This window comes from Hwangdonia sp. (assembly GCF_048381975.1).
Taxonomy (GTDB): domain Bacteria; phylum Bacteroidota; class Bacteroidia; order Flavobacteriales; family Flavobacteriaceae; genus Hwangdonia; species Hwangdonia seohaensis.
The window spans coordinates 26,386-44,386 of record NZ_JBLWYT010000006.1; the positions used below are offsets into that span (position 1 = coordinate 26,386).

11 protein-coding genes are annotated in these 18,001 nt (G+C 36.3%); 6 read left to right on the plus strand and 5 right to left on the minus strand.

Annotation, left to right across the window (positions count from 1 at the left end; translation table 11 throughout):
• Window position 1: 1 nt before the first annotated feature.
• Window positions 2–1,897, minus strand: a complete 1,896-nt coding sequence (locus ACN5J7_RS11480; protein WP_418604001.1) for a tetratricopeptide repeat protein — start codon at window positions 1,895–1,897, stop codon at window positions 2–4.
• Between the two features lie 297 nt (window positions 1,898–2,194).
• On the opposite strand from ACN5J7_RS11480, the gene ACN5J7_RS11485 reads away from it, so the two are divergent.
• Window positions 2,195–3,790: a thiol-activated cytolysin family protein gene (locus tag ACN5J7_RS11485; protein ID WP_418604002.1), complete on the plus strand. Its 1,596-nt coding sequence runs from the start codon at window positions 2,195–2,197 to the stop codon at window positions 3,788–3,790.
• A 69-nt stretch (window positions 3,791–3,859) separates the two neighbouring features.
• Here ACN5J7_RS11485 and ACN5J7_RS11490 read toward each other — a convergent pair whose 3' ends face one another.
• The gene (locus ACN5J7_RS11490; protein ID WP_418604003.1) at window positions 3,860–6,025 is read right to left on the minus strand and encodes an endonuclease MutS2; all 2,166 of its coding nucleotides are present in this window, start codon (window positions 6,023–6,025) and stop codon (window positions 3,860–3,862) included.
• 174 nt (window positions 6,026–6,199) lie between these two features.
• Here ACN5J7_RS11490 and ACN5J7_RS11495 point away from each other — a divergent pair, with 174 nt between their 5' ends.
• Window positions 6,200–7,291, plus strand: coding sequence for a DUF2911 domain-containing protein (locus ACN5J7_RS11495; protein WP_418604004.1), 1,092 nt, complete (start codon window positions 6,200–6,202; stop codon window positions 7,289–7,291).
• Window positions 7,292–7,365: 74 nt separating this feature from the next.
• Here ACN5J7_RS11495 and recG read toward each other — a convergent pair whose 3' ends face one another.
• Window positions 7,366–9,468, minus strand: a complete 2,103-nt coding sequence (recG, locus tag ACN5J7_RS11500; protein ID WP_418604005.1) for an ATP-dependent DNA helicase RecG — start codon at window positions 9,466–9,468, stop codon at window positions 7,366–7,368.
• A 72-nt stretch (window positions 9,469–9,540) separates the two neighbouring features.
• On the opposite strand from recG, the gene ACN5J7_RS11505 reads away from it, so the two are divergent.
• From ACN5J7_RS11505 to ACN5J7_RS11515, 3 genes are all read left to right on the plus strand, one after another.
• Complete coding sequence (locus ACN5J7_RS11505; protein WP_418604006.1) at window positions 9,541–11,571, plus strand: M1 family metallopeptidase; 2,031 nt, start codon at window positions 9,541–9,543, stop codon at window positions 11,569–11,571.
• Between the two features lie 223 nt (window positions 11,572–11,794).
• Window positions 11,795–12,697, plus strand: a complete 903-nt coding sequence (locus ACN5J7_RS11510; protein WP_418604007.1) for a patatin-like phospholipase family protein — start codon at window positions 11,795–11,797, stop codon at window positions 12,695–12,697.
• 2 nt (window positions 12,698–12,699) lie between these two features.
• Entirely contained in the window at window positions 12,700–13,623 is a 924-nt protein-coding gene (locus ACN5J7_RS11515; RefSeq protein WP_311937601.1) for a patatin-like phospholipase family protein, read from the plus strand.
• Here the strand turns inward: ACN5J7_RS11515 and ACN5J7_RS11520 are convergent.
• Window positions 13,615–14,136, minus strand: coding sequence for a hypothetical protein (locus tag ACN5J7_RS11520; protein WP_311937604.1), 522 nt, complete (start codon window positions 14,134–14,136; stop codon window positions 13,615–13,617). The genes ACN5J7_RS11515 and ACN5J7_RS11520 overlap by 9 nt on opposite strands.
• A 26-nt stretch (window positions 14,137–14,162) precedes the next feature.
• The gene (locus ACN5J7_RS11525; protein ID WP_418604008.1) at window positions 14,163–15,434 is read right to left on the minus strand and encodes an amidohydrolase; all 1,272 of its coding nucleotides are present in this window, start codon (window positions 15,432–15,434) and stop codon (window positions 14,163–14,165) included.
• 153 nt (window positions 15,435–15,587) lie between these two features.
• Between ACN5J7_RS11525 and ACN5J7_RS11530 the strand changes: the two genes are divergently transcribed.
• The gene (locus ACN5J7_RS11530; protein ID WP_418604009.1) at window positions 15,588–17,933 is read left to right on the plus strand and encodes an ATP-dependent helicase; all 2,346 of its coding nucleotides are present in this window, start codon (window positions 15,588–15,590) and stop codon (window positions 17,931–17,933) included.
• Window positions 17,934–18,001 lie beyond the last annotated feature (68 nt).

Here is an 18,001-nt window from a genome sequence, read left to right on the forward strand (position 1 = left end):
TTTATAGGCTATTTAAAAACCCATTTAAATCGGTTTCTTTGTTTAGATTTAGTTTCTTTTTTAGTCGGTATTTCGATTTCAAAACGCTTTCTGGCAGCACATTAAGCATAGAGGCAATTTCTTTGGTGGACAGATTCATACGTAAAAAAGACGCTAGGCGAATTTCCTTTTCAGTGATGTCTGCATAAATTTCTTTCAGTTTAATATCAAAGTTGTTGTGCACTTCAGAGAAATAGGATTTAAAAATCTCCCAATCTTTATCTTCGGCACTTTCTTTTTTAAGCAGCAGGACCAGCCGCCTAAATTCCACTTTAAATAATTCGGGTGATTGCTTTATTTTCTCTAAATTCTCTTTAAGTTCTTGAATAAACGTGTTTTTTTGAACGAGATGAAGGGTTTGCGATGCCAGCTCTTTCTTTTTAAAGGCTATTTCATTTTTTAAAATTTCCTCTTGTTTTTCACGTGCTATTCTGTTTTTCTTAATACGCTGTTTAAAACTAAAAAAGATTAGTCCAGCAATGGCGATAAATGAAAACATACCAATGCCATAAACTGTTTTTGTGAGTTTGTCATTTTTGGCTTGTACATTAAGTGTTTTAATTTCTTCTTCTTGTAAAGCTATTTCTGTTTCTTTTTTTTCGGTTGCGTAGATGGTTTTTAGCTCTTCAATTTGTTGTGATTTTTTTATACTAAAAAGGGAGTCGTTAATACTTTGTGATGCTTTTAAATAGAAAATGGCTTCTTTGTTTTTATTGATGGATTCTAAAATTTTAGATTTATAATCATACAAATCTTGGAGTCCTGGTAATGCTTCTATGGATTTGGCAATAGAAATGGCTTTTTCAAGTTTTTTTAATGCTTCATTTGGTTTATTATTCTTATGCATAACTTCAGAGAGCCCTAAATAACTATAAATAATATTTTGTTTTATATCCTCTTCTTTACTCAGTTTATTAGCTTCATCTAAAACTTTATTTGCTTTTTTTAAATCGTTTTTAATGGTGTATAATGCACCTAAATCTATCAAAGCTCCACTTAAGGATGATTTATCATTAATCTCTCGTGCTAAAGCTACTGCACGATCTTGATCTTCAAAAGCATTGTCAATCATACCTAATGATTTATTGGCTTGTCCTTTCGAGTTATACGCATAGGCCATATACATTTTATCATCAAAATCTTCATAAATTTTTATAGCCTGATTAAAATATGCTTTAGCTGATGAGGGATTATTTAATATCAGTTCAATATCTCCTATTTGTTTTAAAACATCAGCTTTTCGTGTTAAGTGATTAATTTCTTCAAAATACTTTAAAGCAGTTAAAGCTTCGGTTAGAGCTATATTGTAATTTCCTTTTTTTATGTAAATGTTTGAAATTAGTGCATGTTGCCCTCCAATAAGTTTAAATTGAAGTTTTTTGGGTTCTGGATTATTTAAAATTAAGTTTAAATTATCTTTTGCTAATTTGATGGCTTCATCATAGTTACCTTTAATTTTCATGATGTCAGACAAAGAATGATTTATAAAAATGACACCTCTGGTTTTTTCTAAATCAGTAAATTTTTCTTTAGCTTTCTGTAAGTAATATAATGCCGAATCATTTTTACTTCTATTACTAAAGTAATGTCCCAAATGCATATAGCCTTTTGCAATTCCTTCATCGTAATTAATTTTTTTTGATATTGATAAAACTTCATCAGCATAGGATTTAGCTTCTTCTGGTTTTGAAAACATTAATTTTTCATGTAACCAAGTTAGCGTATTTACTTTCTCAATTGAATTATCTTTTTGAGTTGAAAGTTGTTTTTTAAGACTGTCTATAAATGTTGTGTTTTGTGCATTAAGCGGATAAATAATTAAAGCAAAAAGTAATAAAAGTGAGGTTGATTTTTTCATAATTAAGTTAATTAAGCTATTACAAAGGTAATTTTTAAATATATTAAAAATAGTATATGTCTATTTTTTGATTTGTGCTACGTCCATAGTGTGTCTATGAATTTTTAGCCATTAGGAAACTTAATATTGTGTTAAGTATGTGATTTTCACTTATTTGATTTTTTATTTTTAGTTACGGTTTTCAACTTGTCCATAATAGTAAAAACTACCTTGTCCATACTTTGTCCATACCAAAAATTAGTTTTCAGTTGCATTCCTATCTAGTTTTGAAGTGTTGAATCACAAAAATTAGAAATTATGAAAACAAAGCTATTAACAATCAAAAAAAGTATTTACACAACACTTTTTGTTCTTACACTATTTTCCTTCACAGGATGTAGTGAGGAAAGTGTTGATAATGGAAAGGCCTCAGGTGAAATCATACAAACTATAAACGATTTATTGGCAGGTTTATCAGAATTTAATCAACCAGAAGTTTCGGGAGTAGAACTTATAGAAGAAAGTAATCCAGAACGCGACGGACAAACTAATGAGTGTGTTGTAAAAAAATATAAAATGTCGCCTGGTTTTAGTGAAATGATTTTGTTAGATCCTACCAGTGATGTTATTTATCCGGGCGCTATGCTAAAAGGCGAATCTATTCCTACTGGAGAATATATTGGTATTACTGGGGGTAGAGCCCCAATAACCTTATCTGTTTCATTAGAAAACTTAAATGGTAAGCCTTCTGCTCGTATTGAAAATCCTAATATTAATACGGTTAGAGAAGGTGTAAAAGATATGTTGCAACAAGGTGTAACAGGTTCTACAGCAGCAAAAGTTAATTTTACTACAGAAGAAGTTTATTCAGAGGAACACTTAAATATTGCTCTAGGAGCAAGCTATACCAAAGGAAAAAATAGTGTCTCAGGGTCATTTAACTTCAATAGCTCAGAAAAAAAATATAAGTATATTATCAAGTATTTGCAGGTATACTATACTATCGATTTAACAATCGAGGAGAGTGAAAACCCAGGGAAACTGTTTACAGATGTTCCCAATTTAAATTCTACAAGCCCTGTAATTGTTTCATCAGTAAAATACGGGCGTATGTTAATATATACTGTTGAGACTAACTCTAAGTTTACAGATACACAAGCAGCATTTAACGCGGCTTTTTCAGGAGGGGAAGTAAACGGACAAGGTGAGCATCAGAGCTTTTGGAACAGTTCAACTGTTAAAGCTTTGGTTGTTGGAGGTTCTTCTGGTGATGCGGCACAAGTTGTTACCGGACCAGAAGGTGTGTACAATTATATCACTGAGGGAGGTGAGTATTCAATCGATTCACCTGGTGCGCCATTAGGATATACGCTAAGGTATGTTAGAAAAGGGTTTCCAGTGGCTAACGTGGTACTGTCTAGTGAATATAATATAAGAACCTGTTATGAAGCATATCAAAGATTTTATATTGGGTTGCATGGCATTAAACCTAAAAAGCATGAAGGTGAAAACAATTTAGAGATTTACGGAGACATAGAAATTGGTATCTATCAAGGAGGAGAGGTTGTTGAGGAATTTAAAAAACACTACAACTCAGATCCGGCATTAGAGGTTGAAGAAGATCAATTTGTGGGCATTAATAATAAGTTTGCAGAAGTAGAACTCTATAAGCCGGATGTTAATAATGATTATATTAAGCTCTATGCAGAGTTTTATGAAAGTAACGGGGCTTTTGATCCGGAATATTTTGGGAAAGAAACGAGGAAGGTGTATTTAAAGGATGTAAATCAAATAATGGATATAAATAATGATGGTAATCTGGATAAAGATGATATTGATTATGTACGTATAGATTTAGAAGAATTACCAGGTAGTGAGTTTAGGGCCTATTATTATTTCTGGAGAATTTATTAATAAGTACATTATTTTTAGTCAATACAGTTGGCACCTAAAGTTGTAGATTCAACAACTTGGTGCTGGCTGTTATTTTTTTGCCTCAACCAATTCCAACTGCTCTAAACTTACGTTGGTAGTAAACAAGCCATAGTTAACTGTGGCTTTGTTTTTTTCAATTTTGTCAATGCTACCAATGGCGCGTCCATCCTCCATCCTAACGCGGTCGCCCACTTTTAATACGGCTTTTTGTTTGGGCTCTGCAATGGCTTTTTGTTTGGCGGCCTTTTTCTTTTTTCTAATAACCTCCACTTTTTTTTCGGCCTCTTGTTTTACTTGTTTCTCTTTTGCCTTGATTGCTTTTTTCGCTTTCGCGGAAACTTTTTTGCGTTTGGAATTTTCTATTTGAACCAGTTTAAAAAACTCGTCCATTAAAGGTTTTTTTTGCTTGTTTTCAAAATATTTTTCGGCTATATCGTTTAGTTTTTGTCCGAGATATATTAAGCGTTGATTGCTATCGTACAACTCTTGGTAGCTTTCCAATTTCTTTTGGATTTTCGCATTGATTTCCTCTAATTTATCGGCTTCTTCAAGCTTTTTCTTTTCATTTAGTTTTAACGATTGCCCTGTTTTTTCAAGTTTAGAGCGTTCTTTTTGAAGCTTAGCAATGGTGGCATCAAAGCGGATTTTGCTGCGTTCAATCTTCTTTTTGGCGCGATTGATTAAACTGTACGGAATACCGTTTTTCTGTGCCACTTCAAAGGTAAAACTGCTTCCGGCTTGACCGATAACGAGTTTAAAAAGGGGCTCCAATGTGCGCTCGTCAAATAACATATTGGCGTTCAGCATAAAAGGTAGCTCGTTGGCCAGTATTTTTAGGTTGGAATAATGCGTAGTTATGATGCCGAAAGCTTCACGATGATAAAATTCCTCTAAAAAAGTTTCAGCCAAAGCACCGCCCAATTCCGGGTCGCTGCCGGTGCCAAATTCATCAATTAAAAAAAGCGTGTTTTTATTACACTTCTTCAAAAAATAATTCATTTGCTTTAAGCGATAACTATAAGTGCTTAAGTGGTTTTCAATAGATTGATTGTCGCCAATATCGCTTAAAATCCTATCAAATAAACAAACCTTACTGCGTTCGTGTACCGGAATTAGCATACCACTTTGCAGCATAACTTGCAGCAAACCAACAGTTTTTAAGGTGATGCTTTTTCCGCCGGCATTGGGGCCGGAAATAACAATAATCCTACTGTCTTGTTTAAGTTCTATAGTCTGCGGAAATGTGGTTTCCTTCTTTTCTAAGTTATTCAAATAGAGTAGAGGGTGATAGGCATCGCGCAAAAACATGCTTCGGTCTTCGGTAATTTCGGGAAGGATTCCGTTCATGGATTTGGCGTATTTCGCTTTCGCGGAAATCACATCCAATTGAATTAAAAAATCTTGATACTGTTCCAATAAAGGTAAAAACGGACGTATAAAATTAGTCACCTCTTTTAAAATACGAATCACTTCTTCGTGTTCTTCGTATTCCAAATTATTAAGCTCGCGCGAATGTTGCAAAGTGGTTTCGGGCTCGATATAAACTATGCTGCCTGTTTTGCTGCCACCCATTATAGCGCCTTTAACTTTGCGTCTGTACATCGCCTTTACGGCCAACACACGTTTGTTATCGACTACCGATTCGCGAATATCATCTAAATATTCAAGGTTGTGATAGGTGTTTAAAGCGGTTGAAAAGGTGGCGTTTATTTTGCCTTTTATTTTATTTATGGCTTGTCGTAAATCGAAAAGCAGCGTTGAGGCCTTGTCTTTTATATCGCCAAAACGGTCAACAATGGCATCTACTTTTTCAATAATAACTTTGGTGACTTCAATATGCGAAGCGTATTCGTGCAATCCCGGATAGTATTCTTCAAACTTTTTTAAATAGTTGACAATGTCGTTTGTGGTCAATGAAATCGATACAATTTTCTTTAAGCTATGCACTTCAAGATAGGTGTTTTCAATGCGTAACAGCTTAATTTCTTTCGCAATCGTATCAAAACCGTGGTTCGGAATACGGTTGTCGTTGTAAAAAGAAGATAAATACTCATTGGTTAATTGCAAAGCGACTTGCAGCGCTTCTTTTTTCTTAAAAGGTGAGATTTTAAGCGCTTCATCGTTCCCCAATGGTGTAACGCAATGCTCGCTGACCTGCTGTAAAACGTTAGAAAATTCTAAATCCTGTAATGTTTTTTCGTGAATGTGTATCATTCTTTTTTTTATATAGGGCTAGCAAATTTAAGCAATCTCATTGAGATGTTTTGTGCTGTAAATTCTTCTTAATAAATAGTTAATTAACAGTTGCCTGCGTTTCTTTAACAAAACGCTAACACCAACGGTTTTAATTTGTGTCTACCTTGAGATACAAACTAAAGACAATCAAAAATGAAAAACAACAAACTTACCACATTTTGTATGCTACTGGTGCTTACTTTTAGTTTCAGTGCATTTGCCCAATTAAACACACCGCGAGGTAGCCAACAGGCAACGGTTTCGCAGCGTGTAGGTGTTTCAGATGTTTCAATATCCTATTCAAGACCAAGTGTAAACGGTCGGGAAGTCTGGGGGAAATTAGTGCCTTATGGCATGAATAACCTTGGTTTCGGTACGGCCACCGAGGCGCCATGGCGTGCTGGGGCCAACGAAAACACTACCATTACGTTTACGCATGATGCCAAAGTTGAAGGCAAACCTATAAAAGCGGGGACTTACGGTTTGCATTTAGAAGTGAAAGCGGACGATACCGCAACCCTTATTTTATCGTACGATGCAGAAGCTTGGGGTAGTTTTTTCTACGATAAAAGTAAAGATGCTTTACGGGCCGATATTAAAACGATTACCGTGCCGCATCACGAATTACTGACCTTTGAATTTAATAATGTTGATGCGAATTCTGCAACGGCAACTTTGGCTTGGGAGAAAAAAGGATTCCCCATTAATGTTTCATTTGATGTTACGGATATTGTGTTGAACGATTTTAGAACCAAATTTAAAGGTCAGGATGGATTCCAACGTCAAAACTGGGAACAAGCGGCACGTTTCGCCTTAAACAACGGCGGTGATCTTAATGAAGCTTTAAGTTGGGTTGATACCGCTATTGCTGGACAATTCTTTAGTCAAAAAACGTTTAATAATGTAGCGCTTAAAGGGCAAATACTTAATAAACTAGGAAAAACAGACGAATATGCTGCATTGATGGATGTAGCTGCGGCCATGGCAAACACCAATCAATTGAATAATTTGGGGTATCAAATGATTGCTGCAAAGGATTTTGAACGGGCTTTAAAATACTTTAAACAAAACATTGCCAACAACCCAAATAATGCGAATTGTTACGACAGTTTGGGCGAGTGTTATAAAATTATGGGCGATAACAAAAATGCCATTAAAAATTTAAAAAAGTCGTTGTCGCTTAATCCGCCAGCCAATGTCAAGGCCAATTCAGAAAAGCTTTTAAAAGAGTTGGGGGTCATGTAAAAGAATCATCAATCAAAAATCATCAATCAAACTACAATCAGTTTTTAAGGCTCAATCCCATCCGATTGGGCTTTTTAACTAATATAATTCCAAATATTCTTGTATTTGCCCAATTGTTTGTACGTGTTAAGCAAAACCACGTTTTGCGGTTTTGATAGCGCCGGATCGTTTTGAAGCACCTTTTTAGCATAAAACCTGGCACTTTGTAAAATATCGTTGTCCCTGATAATATCGGCAATTTTTAAATTTAAAACCCCACTTTGTTGGGTTCCCATAAGGTCTCCGGGACCACGTAAACGCAAATCTACTTCGGCAATTTCAAAGCCATCATTGGTTTTAACCATGGTTTCTAAGCGCGTTTTGCTATCGTTACTCAGTTTATGGCCAGTCATTAAAATACAATAGCTTTGTTCTGCACCACGCCCCACACGACCGCGCAATTGATGGAGTTGCGATAGGCCAAAACGTTCTGCACTCTCAATAATCATCACCGAGGCATTGGGTACGTTAACACCAACCTCAATAACCGTTGTGGCTACCATAATTTGGGTTTCGCCCTTTATAAAACGCTGCATTTCGTAATCTTTATCGGCAGGTTTCATTTTTCCGTGAACAATGGAAATTTGATATTTTGGCATAGGGAAGTCTCTGGAAATACTTTCGTAACCATCCATCAAATCTTTATAATCCATGGCCGAACTTTCTTGAATTAACGGATAGACGATATAAATCTGTCTGCCTTTATCGATTTCATCTCGGATAAACCGGAATACATTCAGTCGGTTTTTATCGAATCGATGAACCGTTTTTACAGGCTTTCGTCCGGGGGGTAATTGGTCAATTACAGAGATGTCCAAATCGCCATAAAGCGACATGGCCAAGGTTCGTGGAATTGGTGTGGCGGTCATTACCAAAACGTGGGGAGGCGAGGTGTTTTTCTTCCATAATTTTGATCGTTGCGCTACCCCAAAACGATGTTGTTCATCGATAATGGCGAGTCCCAAATTCTTAAATTTTACCTTATCTTCAAGTAGGGCATGGGTGCCGATAAGTATCTGTAATTGGCCATTTTCTAATGATTCATGAATTTTTTTTCTATCTGAAGTTTTAGTTGAACCTGTTAATAGTTTAATACTGATATTTAGGCTTTTACATTGCTTGACTAATCCGTTATAGTGTTGGACTGACAAAATTTCAGTCGGCGCCATTAAACACGCCTGAAAACCGTTGTCAAGTGCTATTAACATTGACATGAGCGCGACTATGGTCTTGCCGGAACCCACATCCCCTTGCAATAGTCGATTCATTTGGGCATTGCTACCTAAATCGGCACGAATTTCTTTTAAAACGCGTTTCTGTGCATTGGTTAATTCGAAGGGCAAATGGGTTGAAAAAAAAGTATTGAAATAATCGCCAACTTTTTCAAAAGGAAAACCTTTAATTTTGGATTTATGGATGAGGTTTTTCAGAATCAATTGCAATTGAATATAAAATAATTCCTCGAATTTCAATCGATATTGAGCCTTGGAAAGTAGGCTTTGGTCCTTCGGAAAATGCACATTAAATAGCGCCTCTTTTTTTGAAATTAATTTTAATTCGGAAAGCAAATTTTCCGATAAGGTTTCGGCAAATCGTCCTTGGGTTTCTAAAAATAATTGTTGCATGATTTTGCTCATCACCCGATTGCTAATCCCTTTATTTGATAATTTTTCGGTGGACGGATAAATAGCCTGCATCCCTGAACTTAAGTTTTTTTCGTGGTCTTCCAATAGCTCCAAATCGGGATGGGCCATATTAAATTTCCCGCTAAACCAATTGGTTTTGCCAAACGCCACATAAGGTTTGTTTGGTTTTAAGCTTTCTCGAATCCACTTATGGCCTCTAAACCAAACCAGTTCCATGGTGCCGGTATCGTCTTGAAAGGTCGCCACCAAGCGTTTTCCCCGTTTTTGTGCCACCTCCTTAAACCCAGTTATTTTGCCAATAACCTGTACATCGGCATTATTGCGTTGCAATTGGTTGATTTTGTAATACTGTGTTCGGTCAATATATCTATTTGGAAATAAGTTGATTAAATCCTGATATGTGTAAATGCCCAACTCCTTGCGCAACAATTCGGCACGATTTGGGCCAACGCCTTTTAAATAATCAATGGGAGTTTGAAGGTTAACACTCATAAAAGCGAATTTAGTGTATTTCAATTAAGATTAAAAGTGCTATTTTGGTCTAATACTTGTTGTGGTTTAAATATGAAAAACTTAGTGGTTCTTTTTTTGTTTTTTATTGGTTTTTTTGGGTTCTCTCAACAAGCTGAATATGTTGATTTTAAAAGTGCTAAAGCTGAAATTGTTTTTGGGGATTTAAAGAAAAAAGAACTTAGGGGACGTGTTACTTATGAATTTGAAATTTTAAAAAATATCGATTCCATTTTTATTGATGCTAAAGATTTTGACAACATTAAATACCAATTAGATGAACGGTTTGAAGATAGCTTGTACAACGGAAAACAGCTGATTATAAAACATCCTTTTAAAGCAAATGGTAAACATAAAATTGATGTTATTTGGGAAACAACCCCTAAAAAAGCCATGTATTTTATTGATTGGGAAAATGAAAGCGGTGATTTCGAGAAGCTCAATCACCAAAAAGGGCAGGTGTGGACGCAAGGACAAGGCAAATACACGAGTAACTGGCTGCCGAGTATTGACGATATGAATGAAAAGATTGAATTCGATTTATCTATCACTTTTCAAAATGATTATCGGGTAATTTCTAATGGGGAATTAACAGATAAACGAATCAACAAATCATCTACAACATGGCACTACGATATGCAAAAACCCATGTCCAGTTATTTAGTCGCTTTGGCTATTGGCAAATACGATAAAAAGGTTGAATACGCAAAAAGCGGAATTCCTTTGGAAATGTATTATTATCCGGAAGATATTTTAAAGTTTGAGCCTACCTATCGTTACACTAGGCAGATGTTCGATTTTCTGGAAGAGGAAATCGGTGTGCCGTATCCCTGGCAAAACTACAAACAAGTGCCCGTAAAAGATTTTCTGTATGCCGGAATGGAAAACACGGGAACTACCATTTTTGCGGATTCTTTTGTGATAGATTCTATTGGGTTTGTCGATAAAAACTACGTAAACGTCAATGCGCACGAATTAGCGCACCAGTGGTTTGGAAATTTGGTTACGGCAAAATCCGGCACGCACCATTGGCTCCAAGAGGGTTTTGCAACCTATTACGCGTTATTGGCAGAACGCGATATTTTTGGAGACGATTATTACTATTGGCGATTATACGAATACGCTCAAGAATTGTTAGAACAAGATAAAGCAGGAGGAAGCACCTCGCTTTTAGACCCTAAGTCGAGTAGCACAACGTTTTATAAAAAAGGCGCTTGGGTGTTGCATATTTTAAGAGAACGTGTTGGTGATAAGGCTTTTAAGAAGGCAATTAAGAACTATTTAAAGAAGCATCAATTTAAAAATGTTGAAACCAATGATTTTATAAATGAAGTTGAGAAGGCTAGTGGAGAGGATTTAAGTGAGTTTGTTGAGTTTTGGCTTAAAAGTAAAAGCCTTAATTACGATGAAATAGAGAAAAGATTTTTTAAGAATATCATTTTAAATAATTTAATACATAGTGGTTATCCGGTATCTTTTGACAGATATTATCCAATTGACTGTGATGGTTACCCTGAAGCTTGTAAAACAATATTATTGGTTACAAGTGATGAGTTTTTGAAGGGAAGGATAGTAGAGCAATTAGGAAGCAATATTTCTAAATCTACATTTTTTAATAAAAGTTTAAAAGTCCGTCAAGCCATAGCTAGAACAATGCGTGATATCCCTTTGGAATTAAAAGCAGACTACGAATCGCTTTTAAATGATAAATCTTATATCACCATAGAAATAGCACTATTCAATTTATGGAATAATTTCCCAAAAGACCAAAAGAAATATCTAAATAAAACAAAAGGAATTATCGGTTTTAGCGATAAAAATGTGAGAATGCTGTGGTTGACTTTAGCTTTAATAAGCGATGATTTTGAGCCAGAAAACAATCAACTTTACTATAATGAGTTGTTGGATTACTCAAGTTCTAAATACGGTTTTGAAGTCAGAATGAATGCATTTCGCTATTTGGCATGGATTCAGTCTTGTGGAGATGATTGTCAAGAAAATTTAAAAGAAGCCACCACGCATCATAATTGGCGGTTTTCAAAGTTTGCAAAAGATTTACTGAAAAACATGGCTATTAAAAACTAGATGGCAATAAAGTTCTGCATTGCGAATCCTACTTTTTTGAGCCTGCACTTAGCGCAATCGAACTGTGGCAATCTGTTCAATTTTGTTGTTCATAACAATTTGGTTTTTCTGCAAAACCCCCATTATCGGGGATGTAATTTTTTTCACACCCGTACCACATAACTTTAATTTGATTATTTCCTTTATATCTTCGTTCTTATTTATATTTACATTAAAAATTAAAATGAGAGCATTGGTCATTTCGGGAGGAGGTAGTAAAGGTGCATTTGCGGGTGGCGTTGCTCAGTATTTAATTGAAGATTTAAAACGTCAATATCAATTGTTTATTGGCACTTCAACAGGGAGTTTGTTGGTGTCGCATTTGGCGCTTAACAAAATAGATAAAATAAAAAGTGTTTACACCAATGTAACAACCGATAGTATTTTTGATGTTTGCCCTTTTGTAATCAAGAAAAAACACGGTGTACAAAACATAGGAATTAGGCATTTAAGCGTCGTTTTAAACTTTATTAGAGGAAGCAAAACCTTTGGTGAAAGTTATAGCTTAAGACGATTGATTAAGGAAACCTTGTTAAAAGAAGAGTTTTTGGAATTAAAAAATTCGGGTTTGGATATTGTGGTCACGGTTTCTAATTTATCGCTCAATCAGGTCGAGTACAAATCCTTAAAAGAATTTGATTATTTAGAGTTTATAGATTGGATTTGGGTATCGTGCAATTACACCCCATTTATGAGTTTGTACAAAATAAATGGATGCGAATATGCCGATGGTGGTATGGGAAATATGGTGCCCATTGAAGAAGCCATTCGACGCGGAGCTAAAGAAGTCGATGCCATTATTTTACAAACCGAAACGACGCTATTAAACAGAATGCCCTCAAAAAACCCTTTTTCATTAATTACAAATATGTTTAGTTTTATGCTCGATCGTATTGAGTCGCAAAATATAAAAATCGGTAAGTTTGTAGCGTCGCACAATAACGCAATCATTAATTTTTATTATGCGCCAACGGTTTTAACCACAAATTCATTGATATTTGACAAAGAAAAAATGACGGAATGGTGGCAGGGTGGATATAATTTCGCCAAATTTAAAAATGAAGAACTTAACCAGATAGAAAATTAAATATGAAAGCATTGGTCATTTCCGGAGGAGGTAGTAAAGGCGCTTACGCGGGCGGTGTTGCCGAATATTTAATTAAAGAAGAAGGTAGGGAATACGATATGTATTTAGGAACATCTACCGGAAGCTTGTTGATTCCGCACTTGGCAGTTGGAAAGATTGATAAAATCCATCAGGTATTTACCAACGTCAACCAAAGCAATATTTTTAGTGTAAATCCATTTGTGGTTCGTAAAAAAGGAGACAGGGAGTTTGTGTCGATAGACTTTATAAATTCACTTTGGCAATTTATAAAGATGAAACGGACCTTTGGCGAAAGTAAAGCGTTGAGGCGTTATTTGAAAAAACATTTTACCTACGATGAATTTAAATTGATACGCGAAACTAAAGACGATGTGGTGGTTACGGTTTCCAATCTTTCTAAAAACCGAGTGGAATATAAATCGATAAAAGACTTTAATTATGAAGAGTTTTGCGATTGGATTTGGATTTCGTGCAATTACATTCCTTTTATGTCTTTGGTAAAAAAGAACGGCTTTGAATATGCCGATGGTGCTTTTGGTTGTGTGGTGCCCATTCGTGAAGCTATTTTAAGGGGCGCCACAGAAATTGATGCCATTATTTTGGAATCTGAAAGTATGGCGTACAATAAAGTGCTTGGGAAAAACCCCTTTTCTTTAATGTTGAATTTATTTGGACATCTATTGGATCAGGTCGAGCGCAGTGATATTCTTATAGGAAAATTGGCAGCAAAAAATAAAGACGTAAAGCTTAACTTGTATTATACACCATCAAAACTTACTGAAAACTCTTTGATTTTCAATAAAAAATTAATGACCTCTTGGTGGCAACAGGGTTATTTTTATGCCAAGCAAAAAGCCGAGGAAGCGCGTTCTAATGAGTTGCGTATGCAAGACAGCTTACCATAAATCTGAAACCTCTTCTTTTATAAAAGACAAGGCAGCATCGCTTGGTGCCCGTCGTTCCATCATTTCGGTTAAAACCACTTCCCTTAGTTTGTTGGCGGTATCGGTTTTTTCGAGTAAACTCGCTTTTCGTATCAATTGAATCGTGGCGCTTTTTGCAGCTGAAATAATGCTCCAACATTTCTCGCTCACATAAATTTGCTGCGATAAATTGTGCTCCATTTCTTGTTCAATATTTTGTATAAGTAACTGCTCGTAATCATCTTTATTTGAAGTAATTGGTGATACTCGAATCATTAATTTGTTGGGTGAAATCCGCTCTAAAAATAAAGCGAGTCTTTCATAGGCTTGAAGGCGTAATGGCATTGCCGATACCTGTAAATCTTTTTTCAATAAAAAGCGTCTTCGGCCATCTTCGTTTTTAGTGTGTTCTTTAAAAAAATAATAAGCAATAAGTCCGACGATTAACGATGGAATGGCGAATAAAAATAAATCTATAATACGTTCTGCGTCCATAAAAATTTGAGTGGTTTTGTGTTTGGTTAATTATTTAAAAAATCAAAAGTAATATTTGTTAATGTTTTTACACCCAAAAGTAAGCCACTTTCATCAATTTTAAAATCGGGAGTGTGATGTGGGAACGCCTCAGTATTGCCAGGTGTCATGCCACCTAAAAAGAAATAAAACCCGGGAACAATTTCTTGGTAATACGAAAAATCCTCGCCGCCGGTTGTTGCTTTTCTTAAACGCACGTTTTCAGTGCCAGCAACCCTTTGTAGCGTGGGTAGCATCTTATCAACTAAATCGGCATCGTTATAGGTAATTGCTGTAAAATTCTGAAAATCAATAGTAGCCTCGCCACCATAGGCTTTTGCTAAAGTGGTAACCATTTCTGTAATGCGTTTTTCAATATGCTCCCTCATTTGTGGGTCTAAAGTTCTAACCGTTCCAATAAGTTCAGCGGTTTCTGGGATGATATTAAAGCGCGTGCCAGCGGTAATTTTCCCAACGGTAATTACTGCAGCTTCATCAACTAATTTGGATTCTCGACTGATTATGGTTTGCAAGCCACCAATAATTTTTGCCGAAATCAATATGGGGTCAACACCTTGCCACGGCCTGCCACCGTGGGTCTGTTTACCTTTAACGTTAATTACAAAACGCTCAACCGATGCCATAATGCCGCCTTTTTTATAATGAATGGTGCCAACCTCATAATTCGAGCGAATGTGCAACCCGAAAATAGCATCTACTTTTGGGTTTTCCAGTACACCTTCTTTAATCATCAGTTTTGCGCCACCTTCTTCACCCGGTGGCGGGCCTTCTTCCGCAGGTTGAAAAATAAATTTTACCGTGCCTTTAATTTTGTTTTTGTTTTTAGAAAGAATTTCGGCAACGCCCATTAAAATGGCCGTGTGCGTATCGTGGCCGCAAGCATGCATCACTCCGGTTTCGGTATTTAAAAATGTTGTTTTTACCTTAGATTTAAATGCTAAATCATTTCTTTCGGTAACGGGCAACGCATCAATATCGGCACGTAGGGCAATTACTTTTCCGGGTTTGTTTCCTTTTAAAATAGCCACCACGCCCGTATGCGCCACACCGGTTTTAACTTCTAATCCTAAGCTTTTTAAATGGTTTGCAATGGTTTCGGCAGTTTTAAATTCCCTATTTGAAAGTTCGGGGTTTTCATGGAAATGTCTGCGCCATTCAATCACTTTTTCTTCAATATCTATAAATTGTTGTTCTAAATTAGTTTGACTGAAAGATTTAAAAATTCCAAAAAAAATACATATTAAAAAGAGATATTTCATATTTAAAGGCCAGCGTATTTTAAAAATTCAAGCCTAAAGATATTCAAAAATTAATTAAAGCAGATATAAGTGTTAATTGTTTATAATTATTGATAATTCAGCTTCGGTAAAAGCCTAACAATGGTTAATTTCACAGCTTAAAATGAAAATGAATTGGACAAGTATTTAAATCAGTTAAACGACGCGCAATTAGAGCCCACTATTCAAATTGAAGGCCCCATGATAGTTATCGCTGGCGCGGGTTCCGGTAAAACGCGTGTGCTAACTTATCGCATTGCTTATATGATGAGTAAGGGGATTGACCCTTTTAATATTTTGTCGCTAACCTTTACCAATAAAGCGGCGCGGGAAATGAAAGAGCGTATTGCTACCATAGTTGGCGCCAGTGAAGCGAAGAATTTATGGATGGGCACCTTTCACTCGGTGTTTGCCAGAATTTTACGCTCCGAGGCCGATAAGTTGGGTTACCCGAGCAATTTCACGATTTACGATACACAGGATTCCGATAGATTGATTGCCTCGATTATTAAGGAAATGAGTCTTGATAAAGATATTTATAAATACAAACAGGTGCGCTCGCGAATTTCATCGTATAAAAATAGTTTGATAACGGTGCGTGCTTATTTTCAAAATCCAGAATTAAAAGAAGCCGATGCTATGGCGCGCCGCCCAAGGATGGGCGATATTTACAAAGAATATGTCGAGCGTTGTTTTAAAGCGGGCGCGATGGATTTTGATGATTTGCTTTTGAAAACCAATGAACTCTTAACGCGTTTCCCAGAAGTTCTGGCAAAATACCAAAACCGATTTAAGTATATTTTGGTGGATGAGTACCAAGATACCAACCATTCGCAGTATTTAATCGTGCGTGCCTTATCGGATAAATTTCAAAATATATGCGTCGTTGGTGATGACGCCCAAAGTATTTACGCTTTCCGTGGCGCGAACATCAATAATATTTTAAATTTTCAGAAGGATTATGATGATGTGAAAGTATTCCGATTGGAACAAAATTATCGTTCTACAAAAAACATAGTCAATGCCGCAAATTCCATAATCGATAAAAATCAAACCAAGCTTGAAAAAATAGTTTGGACGGCCAACGACGAAGGCGAAAAAATAAAAGTGCACCGCTCCCTAACCGATGGCGATGAAGGCCGTTATGTGGCCAGTACGATTTTTGAAAACAAAATGAATCACCAATTAAAAAACAGTGATTTTGCTATTCTATACCGTACCAACGCACAGTCGCGCGCCATTGAGGATGCGTTGCGTAAACGCGATATTAAGTATCGGATTTATGGCGGATTGTCCTTTTACCAACGCAAGGAAATAAAAGATGTGCTCTCGTATTTGCGCCTTATTATCAATCCTGCCGACGAAGAGGCTTTAAAGCGTATCATTAACTTTCCGCCACGAGGCATTGGGCAAACCACTATGGACAAGCTTATCGTTTCGGCAAATGGCTATAACCGAACCATTTTTGAGGTGATGAAAAACATCGATAAAACCGATGTAAAAGTGAATTCGGGCACCAAAACCAAACTGCAGAATTTTGTAACGCTTATTGAAAGTTTCCAGGTTTTAAACCAAACGGCCGATGTTTTTGAATTGGCAGAACACGTAACCCGAACCAGTGGTTTAATACGGGAATTCAATAAAGACGGTACGCCCGAAGGTGTGACCCGTATGGAGAATATCGAAGAGCTTTTAAACGGTATGAAAGATTTTGTTGAAGGCCAAAAAGAAATTGCCGATACCACCGGGAATTTAGCGGAGTTTTTAGAAGATGTGGCTTTGGCAACCGATTTGGATGCTGATAAAGGTGATGCGGACCACGTCGCTTTAATGACAATACATTTAGCTAAAGGATTGGAATTTCCGTATGTGTTTATTGTGGGCTTAGAAGAAGATCTGTTCCCAAGTGCGATGAGCATGAACACACGTAGCGAACTAGAGGAGGAGCGACGCCTTTTTTATGTGGCGTTAACACGAGCTGAGAAACAAGCGTATTTAACTTATGCCTTATCGCGTTACCGTTGGGGAAAACTAATTGATTCTGAACCCAGCCGTTTTATTGAAGAAATAGACGAGCAGTATTTGGATATTGTAACGCCTATTGAAGAACGCCGATTTAACCCCATGTTGGATGCCGATATTTTTGGTGATGTGGAAGACTCCAAAGTCAGCCCTAATAAAATTAGATACAAACCTGCAAAAAAAGCCGTGTTAAAAAAAGGCAGCACAAAGAAACCTCAAGAAAAGTTTCAGGTAACGACACCTAAAAACTTAAAACCTGTTTCTAAAACGGGCGGAAACACCAATTTATTCGACAGTAAATTGGTGGTTGGAAATGTGGTAAAACACATTCGGTTTGGTACGGGCGAGGTGTTAAAAATTGAAGGCACAGGTGCCGATATTAAAGCCGAAATTAATTTTCAACACGGTGGCGTTAAAAAATTATTGTTGCGTTTTGCTAAGTTGGAGGTTGTTGGGTAGTGATTGTGTTGAGTTGGCGAGAGTTGTGGATATAAACTGTTTTAAGCAATTTTTTATATAAGTCGTAT